Source organism: Amycolatopsis camponoti (assembly GCF_902497555.1).
Taxonomy (GTDB): domain Bacteria; phylum Actinomycetota; class Actinomycetes; order Mycobacteriales; family Pseudonocardiaceae; genus Amycolatopsis; species Amycolatopsis camponoti.
The window spans coordinates 4,035,783-4,049,193 of the sequence record NZ_CABVGP010000001.1; the positions used below are offsets into that span (position 1 = coordinate 4,035,783).

The following is a 13,411-nucleotide window of genomic DNA, read 5'->3' on the forward strand; positions in this document are numbered from 1 at the left end:
CCATGGACGGCATGGGGGAGTTGACGGCGGAAGCCGTGGTGGACCGGCTGTTACCGCGCGAACCGCGGGTGTCCCCGGACGGCCGCTGGGTCGTGTACGTGACGGCGCCGCTGGGACGGGTGGGGAAGTACCCGGTCACGGGCTTGTGGCTGGCGCCGGCCGACGGGAGCGCGCCCGCCCGGGAGATCGCGGGTGGCGAGGCCGAGCACCGGGCGCCGCGCTGGGCGGCGGACTCCGGCTCGGTGTTCTTCTTGTCGGACCGCGACGAGCGCGGGACCACGCAGCTGTACCGGATCGGCTTGGCCGGTGGCGCTCCCGAGCGGCTGACGGAGTGGGCCGGGGGAATCAGCGGCCACGTCCCGCTGCCGGGATCGGTGGTGCTGATCGCGCCGGACGCGGCGGACCACGCGGGCGATCCGCTGGTCCGGACCACCCCTCCGGCCGACGATGGTCCGGTCCGCCGCCCTTCGGCGGAGGACGTCGACGGCGGTCTCGAGCAGCCGGGCAGGTCATCGGCCGGACCGGCCCGCGATCCATCCCACGCCTGGGACACCCGAGCCCGTCCCGACCGGCTCTGGCTGCTCGACCTGCGGGCCTTCTCCGTCCGCCCGCTCGGCGCGCTCGGCGACCGGCACGTCGACCAAGTGGCGGCCCGGCCGGACGGGGAAGTGCTCGCCGTCTTCACCTGGTCGTGCGCCGATCGTGAGCCCGGGGTCTTCGAACCCGGCCTCCACCTCGTCGACCTCGCCACCGGCGACACCCGCGACGAAGGCACCCCGGCGCTGGAAGCGTCCGACCCGGCCTGGTGGCACGACGGCGTCGGCTGGCATCTCGCCTACCTCGGCCGGACCCCGCCGGACCTGATCGGCGGCACCGCCGTCTTCGAGGGCGGCGAAAACCTCACCGAGGGCATGACCACCTGCCCCTTCGAACTCGTCCAGGTCGACGACGGCCCACCGCTCGCGTTGTTCGCCGAGGGCCTGGACACGACCATCCGCCGCCTCGACCCCGGCTTCACCGAGGTCGCCGAGGTCCAGGGCACCTCGCTGACCGCGAGCCGTGACGGCCGGACGGTCGCCGTCGTACGGAGCACCGGGACCGAGCCCGAACAGCTCTTCGCCGGCCCGCCGCGCGACCTCGTCCGGATCGGCGCGGCCGTCCCGCCCCGGACCTGGGGCGCCCAGCACCGGCTGTCCTACCGAGCCGCCGACGGCCTGGACCTCGACGGGCTGCTGATCCTCCCGCCGGGAAAGTCCCGGACCGACGGCCCGTTCCCGCTCGTCACGCTCGTCCACGGCGGCCCCTACGACCGGTACGCCGACCGCTTCCACCTCGGGTGGTACCCCTCGGGCCAGTGGCTGGCCGCCGCCGGTTTCGCGGTCTTCCTCCCGAACGCCCGCGGCGGCCTCGGCCACGGCCACGCCTTCGCGCACCGCGTCGCCGGGGACGTCGGCGGCGCCGAGTTCACCGACGTCCTCACCGGGATCGATCTCCTCGTGGAAGACGGCGTCGCCGACGAAACCCGGCTCGGGATCGGCGGCTGGAGCCACGGCGGGTTCTTCGCCGCCTGGGCCGTAACCCGGACCGACCGCTTCGCCGCCGCCCTGGTCGGCGCCGGCGTCATCGACTGGCCACTGCTCGCCGCCACCGGCGAGCACTCCCGGTTCGAGGCCGCGCTGGGCGGCGTCGACAACAGCCCGATCACCCACGCCGCGAAGATCCGCACGCCCGTCCTCATCCTGCACGGCGAAGGCGACACCAACGTCCCGCTCTCCCAGGCGGAACTCCTGCACCACGCGCTCCGAGGCAAACACCACGAGTTCGTCGTCTACCCGCGGGAGAACCATTCGATCCGCGAACGCGACCACCAGATCGACGTCCTGAACCGTTCGCGCGCGTGGTTTTCACACCTGCTCGCCTAGCTTGAACTCCGTCTCCCCGGTGCTGAAGGAGAACCCGTCGGCGCCGATGGTGACGTCGGCTTCGCGCGGCTCGGCCCGGGCGACGACCGGCCGGACCACGCCGTCGAGGTCCAGCACCACGGACGCGTCGGTGTACCAGCTCGGCACCACCGGGTTGCCCCACCAGTCGCGGCGCTGGTTGTCGTGCACGTCCCAGGTGATCACCGGGTTGTCCGGGTCGCCGGTGTAGTAGTCGTGGGTGTAGATCTCGACGCGGTGCCCGTCGGGATCCCGGAGGTAGAGGTAGAACGCGTTCGAGACGCCGTGCCGGCCCGGGCCGCGCTCGATCATGCCGGGCTTGCGCAGTGCGCCCAGGTGGTCGCAGATGTGCAGGATCTGGTGCCGTTCGTGCGACGCGAACGCGATGTGGTGCAGCCGCGGGCCGTCGCCGCCGGTCAGGGCGACGTCGTGGACCGTCGGCTTGCGGAACATCCAGGCCGCGTACACCGTGCCTTCGTCGTCCTGGATGTCCTCGGACACGCGGAAACCCAGGCCCTCGTAGTACTTCCGGGCCGCCGGGACGTCCGGGGTGTCCAGGTTGAAGTGGTCCAGCCGCGACAGCGCGCCGGCGCCGTGGACGTCGTAGCGCTGCGTGAACCGCTCGACGTGCTCGGCCTCGTGGAAGAACTCCACCGGGAACCCGAGCGGGTCGACGACGCGCACCGCTTCGCCGATGCCGCGGGTCGCGCCCGCCGGACGGCGGTCCACCCGGACACCGAGTTCGCGGTAGTAGGTCTCGGCCAGGTCGAGATCGAGGGGGCTGCGGACGCGGTAGGCCAGGACGGCCAGCGCGGGCGTGGATCCCTTGCGCAGCACCAGGGAATGGTGCAGGTACTCCTCGAACGCCCGCAGGTACAACGCTTCGGCGTCCTCGTGCGTGACCACGAGCCCGAGCACGTCGACGTAGAACGCCCGCGACGCCGCCAGGTCGGTGACGACCAGTTCGGCGTACGCGCAGCGGAGGACGTCCGGCGGGGTGGTGGTCATGACTGTCCCTTCCGGACGCCGAACCGGGCGGCGTGCACCGGGCCGAGCGAGACGTGGATCGCCTGCTGGTGGGTGTAGAAGTCGAGCGAGCGGTAGCCGCCTTCGTGGCCGAGGCCGGACGCCTTGACCCCGCCGAACGGCGTCCGCAGGTCGCGGACGTTGTGCGAGTTCAGCCAGACCATCCCGGCCTCGACCGATTGCGCGAAAGTGTGCGCGCGCCGCAGGTCCGACGTCCAGAGGTAGGCGGCCAGCCCGTACTTGACGTCGTTGGCCAGCGCCAGCGCTTCGGCCTCGGTGTCGAACGGCGTCAGCGCGACGACCGGCCCGAAGATCTCCTCCTGGAAGATCCGGGCGTCCGGCGCGACGTCGGCGAACACCGTCGGCGCCACGTAGTTGCCACTGTCCACCCCGGACGGACGCCCGCCGCCGGCGAGCAGCCGGCCCTCGGACTTGCCCAGCTCGACGTACCGCATCACCTTCTCGTAGTGCTCCGGGTGGACCAGCGCGCCGACCTCGGTGGCGGGGTCGTGCGGATCCCCGACGACGATGTCCCGCGCCCGCGCCGCGTACCGCTTGCAGAACTCGTCGTAGATCGGCCGCTCGACGAGGATGCGGCTGCCCGCGGTGCAGCGCTCGCCGTTGAGGGAGAAGACGCCGAACAGCGTCGAGTCGAGGGCGGCGTCGAGGTTCGCGTCGGCGAAGACGATCGCCGGGGACTTGCCGCCCAGCTCCATCGACATGCCCTTGAGCCCGGCCGCGCAGTTGCGGTAGATCGTCTGCCCGGTCGTGGTCTCGCCGGTGAACGAGATCAGCGGCACGTCCGGGTGCTTGACCAGCGCGTCGCCCGCTTCCTCGCCGAAGCCGTTGACCAGGTTGAACACGTCGTCGGGTAGTCCCGCGCCGGCGAAGATCCCGGCCCACAGGCTCGCCGACAACGGCGTGAACTCGGCCGGCTTGAGCACCACCGTGCAGCCCGAAGCCAGCGCCGGCGCGAGCTTCCAGCTCTCCAGCATGAACGGCGTGTTCCACGGCGTGATCAGCCCGGCGACGCCGACCGGCTTGCGGTGCACGTAGTTCACCTGCCGCCCGGGCACCTGGTAGGTGTCGTCGGCCTGCGCGACGACGAGGTCGGCGAAGAACCGGAAGTTCTCGGCCGCGCGCTGGGCCTGCCCGAGCGCCTGGGTGATCGGCAGGCCGGTGTCGAACGTCTCCAGCTCGGCCAGCCGGGCGTCCTGCGCCTCGACGGCGTCGGCGATCTTGTTCAGCACCCGCGCGCGGGCGCGCGGCAGCATGCGCGGCCACGGTCCGTCGGCGAAGGCCCGGCGCGCCGCGGCGACCGCCCGGTCGACGTCCTCGGCCCGGCCCGCGGCCGCGGTCGCGTACGGCGTGTTCGACACGGGGTCGAGCACGTCGAACGTCTTGCCCGAGACGCTGTCGACGAGCTCCCCGCCGATGTAGTGCTTCAGCTCGCCCGGCAGTCCTTGCGGGACGTGGTGAGTCATGCTTTCCCCTTCACGGTGAAACCTTCGACCGGCGAGAGGTACTTCTCGCCTTCTCCCATGAGGTCCTTGATCCGGGCGAGACCGGCTTCGCTCGGCGTGATCAGCGGCGGCCGCACGTGCCCGGACGCGATCAGCCCGCGCTGTTCGAGGACCCACTTGCCCGGCGCCGGGTTGGTCTCGACGAACAGCAGGTCCACCAGCGGGTGCAGGCCGTAGTGGATTTCCCGCGCCCGTTCGTGGTCGCCGGACTGCCACGCGGTGTACATCTCCGCGCAGGCGGCCGGGGCGATGTTGGCCGTCGCGCTGACGAACCCCGCGCCGCCGAGGGCCAGCAGCGGCAGGCAGAGCAGCTCGATCCCGGACCACACCAGCAGCTCCCGCCCGCACAGGTGCAGCACCCGGGAGAAGTGCTCGAAGTCCTTCGTCGTCTCCTTGATGCCGACGAAGTTGTCGCACGAGCGGAACAGGCGCGCGACCGTCTGCGGCGCGAGGTCGACCGCCGTCCGGCTCGGCACGTTGTAGGCGACGATCGGCAGGTCCGGGAACTCCCGGCAGACCGTGCGGTACCAGACGAACAGCGCGTCCTGCGTCGGGCGCGCGTAGTACGGCGTGATGACCAGGGCCGCGTCGATCCCGGCGTCGCGCGCGGCGGCAGTCAGCTCGAGGGCCTCGTCGAGCTTCGCGGAGCCGGTGGCCGGGACGAACGGGACGCGGTCGCCGACCTCCGCGGCGACCGTGCGGATCGCTTCGGCGCGCTCGGCGATCGTCTGCGACCCCGGTTCGCCGGTGGACCCGCCGATCGAGATGCCGTGGGTGCCCGAGGCGAGCTGCCAGCGCACCAGGTTCGTCAACCCGGCGTGGTCCACGGCGCCGTCGGCGGTGAACGGCGTCATCAGCGGCGCGATCGACCCGCGGATGGCCTGGGGGTCGGAGCGGAATCGCATGGGTTCCCTTTCTGCGTCAGGGATGGCGGTGGGCGAGGAAAGCGTCGAGCGTCGCCAGCCGGTGGGCACGGACGGCTCGTTCGACGTCGGAAGCGGGGGCGCCCGCGTCGAACAAGCCGAGGATCTGCTCGTGCTCGGCCACGGACTGCCGCGCACGGCCGGGCACGAAGCTGAACGTCGAGGTGCGCAGCCCGCCGAGCCGGTCCCAGCCGCGCCGGACCAGGTCGAGGACCTGCGGGTTCGGGCAGGCGTCGAACAGCACGGCGTGGAAATCCCGGTTGAGCGCGGTGAACCGGGCCGGCTCGAAGTGGCCGAGGCAGTCGGCCAGGTCGGCGTTGAGGGCGCGCGCCCGGTCGAGCGACCCGGGCGCCGCTGACGCCCTGTTCCTGGGCGAGCTGGCCGAGGACGAGGCGGTAGCCGGGGGAAAAGGTGCCGTCGGCGATCCGGGCCTTGATCCACTCGTACGCGATCCGCGACTTGCTCATCGCGGTGCCGTTCACCGTTTCGCGAGCCATGCGGCGTACCTCCCGCGCCAGTGCTCGTCCATCGGGTAGAGGCCTTCGACGCGCTCGCCCGCGGCGACCTGCTCGGCGATGTACGTCTCCTGCAGCTCCTGCTCGATCGCCGCGTCGATGACCTCCTCGACGAGGTCCGGCGGGATGACCAGGACGCCGTCGCCGTCGCCCACAATGACGTCGCCGGGGCACACGGCCGCGCCGCCGCAGGCGATCGCGACGTCGACGTCCCACGGCACGTGCCGGCGGCCGAGCACCGCCGGGTGCGGCCCGGCGTGGTAGGTGGGAATGTCCAAAGCGGACACCGCGGCGAGGTCGCGGACCCCGCCGTCGGTGACGATCCCGGCGGCGCCGCGGACCTGCGCCCGCAGCGCGAGGATGTCGCCGACCGTGCCCGTGCCGCGTTCCCCGCGGGCCTCCATCACCAGGACGTCACCGGGGCCGAGGGCGTCGATCGCCCGCTTCTGGGCGTTGTAGCCGCCGCCGTGCTTCTCGAACAGGTCTTCGCGGTAGGGCAGGTAGCGCAGCGTCCGGGCGCGGCCGGTCAGCCGGGTGCCGGGCCGCGTCGACGTCAGCCCCTCGATGAAGACGTCGTCGAGCCCGCGCTTGCGGAGCTGGACCGACAACGTCGCGGTGCCGACGGACTCGATGCGTTCCTTCAGCCCGGCGGTCAGCTGGAAGTCCCCGGTGGACGTTCCGTACGCGTCGGCGCGCTGCTGGTCGTCGGCGCGGGGGAGGGCACCGTACGGTCCGAACGGGACGGTCCCTTCGGTGATCGGCGTGATCAGCCGGCCGGTGGTGTGCCGGGCGGTGTCGACCTCGACCTCGACGACGTCGCCGGGGATGGCGACCGACGCGCCCGCGGGCGTGCCGGTGAGGACGACGTCGCCGGGTTCGAGGGTGATCAGCTGGGAGAGGTCGGCGACCAGCCGGCCGAAGCCGAACAGCAGGTCGCCGGTGGTGTCCTCCTGGACCAGCTCGCCGTTGAGCCAGGTGCGCAGCCGCAGTGCGGCCGGGTCGACGTCCGCGGCGGGCAGCACCGCGGGGCCGAGCGGGGTGAAGCCATCGCCGCCCTTCGATCGCAGGTTGCTGCCCTTGTCGGCGTAGCGGAGGTCGTAGACGCCGAAGTCGTTGGCCGCGGTGACCCCACTGACGTAGGACCAGCCGTCTTCGGGCCTGACGCGGCGGGCGGTGCGGCCGATGACCAGCGCGATCTCGCCTTCGAAGCCCAGCAGCTCGGTGCTGGCCGGGCGTTCGAGCGCGGCACCGCTCGCCGCCACCGACGTCGGCGGCTTGAGGAAGTACGACGGCTGCTGCGGAACCCGGCCGCGCTGGACGGCGCGCGACCGGTAGTTGAGGTGCAGCGCGATGATCTTGCCGGGCCGCGCGATGCTGGTCATCGAGGGTTCCTGCCTGCCGGTACGAAAAGATATTTCAAATAATATACGATCTATGGCGTGCGGGAACCCCCGATCGGGTTCCCGCTCCGCTCGGCAGCATGGATGGTGAAGTGGTGTCGTGTGCGACAAGCGGTGCGGGTGAGTCGGTCGAGTGCCGGTGACCGGCGCACCGCGCGGCCGGACGTTTCGGGGCGGCGAGACCCGCCGTCCGGGCATCGCGCGCCTCGGTGGAGGCCGCGAGGGCTGCCCGCGCACCGACTTCCGCTGACCAGGGCATCAGGCGGGGTGCTGGAGGTTCTGCGTGGCGGGAACTTCCGCTGGCCGGGCACCCACCGCACGGGGGTCGGCGAGCCACCCGCGTAGTGGAAACCTCCACCTGCCCGGCCGCTGTCCTGGCGCCCTCCCTCCCCGGCATGTGATCCTCGTGCGGGGAGGGGAGCGGGGATGGAGTCGTTCGGTACTCGGCTGCGCCGCCTTCGGCGCGCCGCGGAGCTGACCCAGGAGGCGCTCGCCGAGAAGTCCGGGCTCAGCGGCCAGGCCGTCGGCGCGCTCGAACGGGGCGACCGCCGCTACCCGCACCGCGAAACCCTCGACCGGCTCGCCGACGCCCTCGGCCTCACCGGCGACGGCCGCGCCGAGTTCGCCGCCGCGGCCGCGCGGCCCGGCAGTCCGGCGGGCACCGCTGTCGTCCCGCGTGAACTGCCCGGCGGGGTCGCCGCGTTCACCGGTCGCGAAGCCGAGCTGGATCGCGTCCTGGGCCTGCTCGGCGAATCCCGTCAGGGCGGCGTGGTCGCCGTCGCCGGGATGGCGGGCGTCGGCAAGACCGCCCTCGCCCTCGAAGCCGGCCACCGGCTCGCCCGGCGCTTCCCCGACGGCTCGCTGCACCTCGACCTGCGCGGCCACGCCGCCGACCCGCCGGATCCCCTCGACCTGCTCGACCGGCTCATCCGGGAGCTCGGGGGCGAACCGCCGACGCCGTTGTCGCTCGATTCCGCGTCCGCCCGCTTCCGGACGCTGCTCGCCCCGAAGCGCGTCCTGCTCCTGCTCGACAACGCCCGCGACGCCGCCCACGTCGCGCCGCTGCTGCCCGGCGCCGGGGGCTCGGCGGCGATCGTCACCAGCCGCGTCGCGCTGACCGACCTGCCCCAAGCGCACCAGGTGCTGCTCGACGTCCTGCCCGAGGCCGACGCGCTGCGCCTGCTCGCGGCCGAGGTCGGCGCCGAGCGCGTCGCGGCCGAACCCACCGCGGCCCGCACGGTCGCGCGCCTGTGCGGCTACCTGCCGCTGGCCCTGCACCTGGTCGGCGCGCGGCTGGCGACGCGGCCACGCTGGCCCGTCGCCCACCTCGCGCACCGGCTCGACGACGAACGTCGCCGGCTCGACGAAACCGGCGTCCGGACCAGCTTCGCGCTCGCCGTCGGCGCGCTCGACGACTCCGCGGCCCGCGCGTACCCGCTCCTGTCGCTGCTCGACGTACCCGAGCTGTCGGTGCCCGTCGCGAGCCGGCTGCTCGACGCGCCCGAGCGGGAGACGGAGGCGCTGCTGGAGCGGCTCACCGACGAGCACCTCCTGACCACGCCCGCCCCCGGGTGGTACCGGCTGCACGACCTGCTCCGGCTCTACGCCCGGGAGCAGGCGCCGGCGGGCGAGCGGGCCGCGGCGATCACCCGCGTCGTCGAGCTGTGCGCGGCGATGGCGTGGCAGAGCATGGCGCTCGTCTCGGCGGCTTCGCACCGCCACGACTGGGCGGCCGGACGGTGGGCGTCGGCCGGGCCGGCGTCCGCCGACGAGGTGTTCGCCTGGCTCGACCGGCACCAGGCGCACCTCGTCACGGTCGTCCGGCAGGCCGCCGCCACGCCCGGGGTGCCGCCCGAGGCGATCGCCGCCGTCGGGCTCGGCCTGTACGAATACCACCGCGCGCGGGCCCGCTGGCGGGACGCGATCCAGGTCGACGAGGTGGCGTTGCAGCTGGTCGACGGGGTCGACCCGGTCGCCGCCGCGACGCTGCGCAACGACCTCGGGGTCGCCGAGGCCGAGCTCGCGCACGGCGGCGAAGCGGCCGGGTTCCGCCGGTCGCACGCCTTCCTCCGCCGGAGCCTCGCCGACTGGGAAGCGATCGGCGACGAGCGTCAGCTGGCGGGCACCCTCAACAACCTCTGCTTCGTCTACGGCCTCGGGGACGACGTCGACGAGGCCATCGTCTTCGGCGAACGGAGCCTGGCCCTCAACCGGTCGCTCGGGCTGCGGTACGTCGAGACGCTCACCCTGGTCAACCTCGCGGTGCTGTACGGGCGCCAGGGCGACCGCGCGCGCGAACTGGCGTACGCGTCCGAAGCGGTGGCGGTCGGCGAACAAACCGGCGACGTGCGCGGGATGGCGTACGGCCGGATGCGGATCGGGATCGTGCACCGGGAGCTGGGCCGGTTCGACCTCGCGGTCGAGGAGCTGGGCCGGAGCGTGGACCTGTGGCGCGAGGCCGGGGTCCGGCTGTACGAGGCGCTGACGCTGGCCGAGCTGGGCCGCGCGCACCTGGGCCGGGAGGACCGCGGCCGGGCGCGCGAGGTGCTCACGGACGCGCTGGAGCTGCTGCGGGAGTACGGCGGTGAGGAGCGCGCGGCCGTGGTGCGAGCGGAGCTGGACCGGTTGTGACCACGGGCGTCACGTAGGGCCGGGCCCGATGCGCGGGGACGCAGGTGACCATGCCGCCATGACGCGCGCAGACGAGGGTGACGGTGTCGCGGACCCGCTCCACGAGAACGACGTGCGTCCGCGCTTCCGCGGCCGCGGCGGGCACCGCGGTGAGCAGGGACGCCGCGGCGAGCGCGGCGAGCAGGATCCTCCAGGCGGCTCTCACCGGTGCCCTTCTCATCGGGAGTGGCGGCAAAAGCCGATCTTGGCGCCGCGCGGCCGGGCGCGACAGCGACAACCTCTACGAACGACCTCCACAAACGGGCATCACCCGTGATCGGAGGGGCGTCACCCGTGATTGGAGGGGCATCAGCCGTGTTTGGAGGGGCATCTCGCGTGATTGGACGGGCATCGCGGTGATGCCCGCTCAATCACGCGTGGTGCCCGCTCAATCACGCGTGATGCCCGTGCAGTCACGCGTGCTGCCTCTCCGCTGACGCCGGGAGTGGCGAGGTCAGGCGACCGTGTCCTCGGCCAGGCTGCGGAGCAGGGCGGCCAGGCCGTCGGGGGCCCGGCCGTGCAGCCGCGCGCTCGTCACGACCGGGGCTCCGGACTCGTAGCAGCGGCGGAAGCCGGCCTGGCCGAGCCGGCGCCACAGGTCGTGGTCCTCGCCCGTCGCCCGGGGCCCGAAGCCGCCCACCACGTCGAACGCGTCCGCTCGCACGCCCAGGTTCGCGCCGTACACCGAGCCGTGCCCCTCCGTCGTGCGCGCGCGGTCGAGGACGTCGTCGTACCGCGAAAGCGCCCGGGCCGACGTGCTGAACGGGTCCGACAGCTCCGCCGTCCCCGCGATCGCGTGGTATCCCTGGCGCGCCCGGGCCAGGTGCGCCCGCGCCCAGCCGGGCGTCACGCGCGAGTCGGCGTCCGTGCTCAGCAGCAACGTCCGCGCCGGCGCGGGGGAGCCGAGGGCCGCGCGGACCCGCGCCACGCCGAGGTCCCGCACCTCGCCGACCGTACGGGCCGACCGGGCGACCACGACCACACCGGGCACCTCGCCGAACGCCGCGCACGCCTCGGCTGCCGTCGCGTCACGGCAGCGGTCCGCGACGACGCAGACCGCGCGCGCGACTCCGGCGGGCAGCCGCCGCAGCGAGAGGTCCAAGGCGCGTACGCACGCACCGACGAGCGAAGCTTCGTCCCGCGCTGGTACGACGACGCCGACCGCCGTGATCACCGGCGCCTCAGCACGTGCAGGAGGAACTGCTCGTCGGTGTGCTCGACCAAGGGCTCGAACGCGGGGTGCGCGAGCAGGCGCGCGTGCGCGTCCCGGCCGTCGCGGGGCGCTTCGGGCGCCCACGGGAGCCAGTGCACGGCCAGCAGGTGTCCACCCGCGCGCAGCGCCGCCGCCGACGCTTCGATCGTCGCGTCGAGCGCGTCATCGTCCAAGTAGTACAGGATCTCCCCGTACACCAGCAGGTCGACGGGCCCTTCCGGAATCGCGGACGGTACCGCTCCGATGTGGACGTCCACAGGGGACAGATCCGCGACGGCCGCGCGGGTGCGCTCCACCGCCGCGGGCACCGGGTCGAACGCGATGACCCGGTCGGCGCGTGCCGCGAGGTCACGGGTCAGCACGCCCACGCCGCACGCGGGCTCGACGACCGTGCCGTAGTGCTCGTCGGGCAGGCAGGCCAGCACCATCGCCCGCTTGCGCCGCTCGTACCACTTCGTCCCCACCGACCACGGGTCTTCCGCGGCGGCGTAGAGCGAGGCGAACCGGCTCACCGGCGCCGACGTCCGCGGCGGTTCGCGGAAGAACACCTCGGCATCGCCGGCGAAGTGCGCCAGGACCTCCTCCGGCAGGATGGGGTCCTCGCCCCGCGGGCCGGGCTTGAGCTGCGAGGTGAACGTGGCGATCGCGGCCGCCTTGGCGTCCTGCTCGGCTCCCGTGAGCCGCAGTGCGCGCGCCCGGGACCACGGGATGGCCGGGTCGTCGGGACGCAGCCGGTGCCAGAGCCAGATCGGGTACGACCAGCACTGCGCGGGCACCGGCGCCGCGGCGAGCGCGGCCCGGGCGGCCGCCCGGTGGTCGGGGTGCGGGTCGTCCGGCCAGGGCAGCAGGCACAGGTCGTGCCCGTCGGCGTGCCCGCGCAGGACTTCGGTCAGCTCGTCCTCGTGCGCGGCCAGCCCGGAGTCCGGCAGCCCGGCCCACACCGGCTCGACGGCGGAAAGCCCTTGCGCCCGCAGGGAATCCGCCAGCTCGCGCCGGCGGGTCCGGGCCAGCTCCCGGCGTTCCGCGGCGCCGGCGGCGGGAAAGGCCGCTTCGCCGTCGGTCGCCACGACGAGCGTCACCGCGGTGCCGGCCGCGTGCAGGCGCTGCAGGAGGCCGCTCGCCCCGAGCGTCTCGTCGTCGGGGTGCGCGGCGACGACGAGGGCACGTTCGAACGGTTCTTCCGGCCAGGCGGGCAGCGAGCTCGCGGTCATGCCGCACCCAGGACGGTCCGGCCGAGGGCGGCGAGATCGCGCTCCGCGTGGTGCTGCCGGACGTAGACCGGCAGGTCGGCGACCCGCTGGGCGAAGCGCCGGTCCCGGCACGCCGGCGTCGGCCCGGTCACCTTCAGCGCGCGTTCGAGGACCTCGACGGCGGTACGTTCCACCGCCGCCCGGCAGGTGCCCGCGACGAGAGCGTCCACGTCGTCCGTGGCCGCGCCAGCGAGCACGGCTTCCGCGCAGCTCAGCGCGGTGTGCATCGCGCCGACGTGGGCGAGCTGGTGCTCGTCCGCGGTACCCCGGTCGCGCAGGTACGCGAGGACACCGTCGAAGACACCGGCGGCGCCGCCCAGCCAGACGGCCGCGACGCCCGCCCCGCCCCGGGCGAACCCGGGCCGCGCCACGTACCAGCCGGGCGGCCCGACGAGCGCGCCGGGCACGCGGTCGAAGACCACGTCACCGCTGTCGGAGGCGTCCATCCCGACGGCCTGCCACGCGTCCGGGTGCCGCCGGACGCGGGGATCGGCGAGGTCCACCTCGACCAGCCGGTCACCTGCCGCGACCAGCGCGCGTTCCAGCAGGGACAGCCCGGAGCAGAACCGGACCGTCCCGGTGAGCGCGCCGTCCTCCAGGACCGCACCGGTGCCGCCGGACTTCGCGGCCCACACGCCGTAGAGCGCCCCCGAGGCGGGGGAGCGGCCCGCCTCGGCGAGGATCGCGACGGCGTCGGCGTGCCCCTCTGCGAGGCGGGCCAGCGCGAGGTCACGGCGGCCGAACGCGGCCAGCGCCGCCCAGCGGGCCGCCGTCCGCTCGCCCCCGGGCAGCGGCAGGCCGAGCTCGCCCGCGGCGTGCAGCGAGCGCAGCTCGGCGCCGACCGACGCGCTCGTGCGCGGGAACGGCAGGGGTTTCGGCGGGGTCTCCGCCAGCAAGACGTTCACAAGATCGACGGGTACCCGCTCCACGCCGGGTTACGCGTGTGTGAAG

Annotated in this window: 10 protein-coding genes; 2 read left to right on the forward strand and 8 right to left on the reverse strand. The window is 73.9% G+C overall.

What is annotated here, in order from left to right:
• The first annotated feature begins 2 nt into the window (after nucleotides 1-2).
• The gene (locus AA23TX_RS19035) at nucleotides 3-1,922 is read left to right on the forward strand and encodes a S9 family peptidase (RefSeq protein ID WP_230862569.1); all 1,920 of its coding nucleotides are present in this window, start codon (nucleotides 3-5) and stop codon (nucleotides 1,920-1,922) included.
• On the opposite strand, the gene hpaD is transcribed toward AA23TX_RS19035, so the two are convergent.
• The 5 genes from hpaD to AA23TX_RS19060 form a co-directional block, all read right to left on the reverse strand.
• Nucleotides 1,905-2,948, reverse strand: a complete 1,044-nt coding sequence (hpaD, locus tag AA23TX_RS19040) for a 3,4-dihydroxyphenylacetate 2,3-dioxygenase (protein ID WP_155543838.1) — start codon at nucleotides 2,946-2,948, stop codon at nucleotides 1,905-1,907. The genes AA23TX_RS19035 and hpaD overlap by 18 nt on opposite strands.
• Nucleotides 2,945-4,450: a 5-carboxymethyl-2-hydroxymuconate semialdehyde dehydrogenase gene (gene hpaE, locus AA23TX_RS19045; protein ID WP_155543839.1), complete on the reverse strand. Its 1,506-nt coding sequence runs from the start codon at nucleotides 4,448-4,450 to the stop codon at nucleotides 2,945-2,947. The genes hpaD and hpaE overlap by 4 nt, the downstream gene beginning before the upstream one ends.
• Complete coding sequence (gene dapA / locus AA23TX_RS19050; protein WP_155543840.1) at nucleotides 4,447-5,394, reverse strand: 4-hydroxy-tetrahydrodipicolinate synthase; 948 nt, start codon at nucleotides 5,392-5,394, stop codon at nucleotides 4,447-4,449. Before dapA ends, hpaE begins: the two co-directional genes overlap by 4 nt.
• 16 nt (nucleotides 5,395-5,410) lie before the next feature.
• On the reverse strand, nucleotides 5,411-5,722 hold the full coding sequence (locus tag AA23TX_RS51225; protein WP_439328770.1) for an FCD domain-containing protein: 312 nt from the start codon (nucleotides 5,720-5,722) through the stop codon (nucleotides 5,411-5,413).
• A 168-nt stretch (nucleotides 5,723-5,890) separates the two neighbouring features.
• Nucleotides 5,891-7,309, reverse strand: coding sequence for a fumarylacetoacetate hydrolase family protein (locus AA23TX_RS19060; protein ID WP_155543841.1), 1,419 nt, complete (start codon nucleotides 7,307-7,309; stop codon nucleotides 5,891-5,893).
• 444 nt (nucleotides 7,310-7,753) lie between these two features.
• On the opposite strand from AA23TX_RS19060, the gene AA23TX_RS19065 reads away from it, so the two are divergent.
• Nucleotides 7,754-9,958, forward strand: a complete 2,205-nt coding sequence (locus AA23TX_RS19065) for an ATP-binding protein (protein WP_155543842.1) — start codon at nucleotides 7,754-7,756, stop codon at nucleotides 9,956-9,958.
• 493 nt (nucleotides 9,959-10,451) lie between these two features.
• Here the strand turns inward: AA23TX_RS19065 and AA23TX_RS19070 are convergent, their stop codons facing one another.
• The 3 genes from AA23TX_RS19070 to AA23TX_RS19080 are packed head-to-tail and all read right to left on the reverse strand — an operon-like array spanning nucleotide 10,452 to nucleotide 13,365.
• Nucleotides 10,452-11,171 carry a glycosyltransferase family 2 protein gene (locus AA23TX_RS19070; RefSeq protein WP_155543843.1) on the reverse strand — a complete coding sequence of 240 codons (720 nt, stop codon included), beginning with the start codon at nucleotides 11,169-11,171 and terminating at the stop codon, nucleotides 10,452-10,454.
• On the reverse strand, nucleotides 11,168-12,421 hold the full coding sequence (locus AA23TX_RS19075) for a bifunctional PIG-L family deacetylase/class I SAM-dependent methyltransferase (RefSeq protein ID WP_155543844.1): 1,254 nt from the start codon (nucleotides 12,419-12,421) through the stop codon (nucleotides 11,168-11,170). Before AA23TX_RS19075 ends, AA23TX_RS19070 begins: the two co-directional genes overlap by 4 nt.
• A complete protein-coding gene (locus AA23TX_RS19080) occupies nucleotides 12,418-13,365 on the reverse strand; it encodes an acyl-CoA dehydrogenase family protein (RefSeq protein ID WP_155543845.1) in 948 nt (315 codons plus the stop codon). The genes AA23TX_RS19075 and AA23TX_RS19080 overlap by 4 nt, the downstream gene beginning before the upstream one ends.
• Between the last annotated feature and the right edge of the window lie 46 nt (nucleotides 13,366-13,411).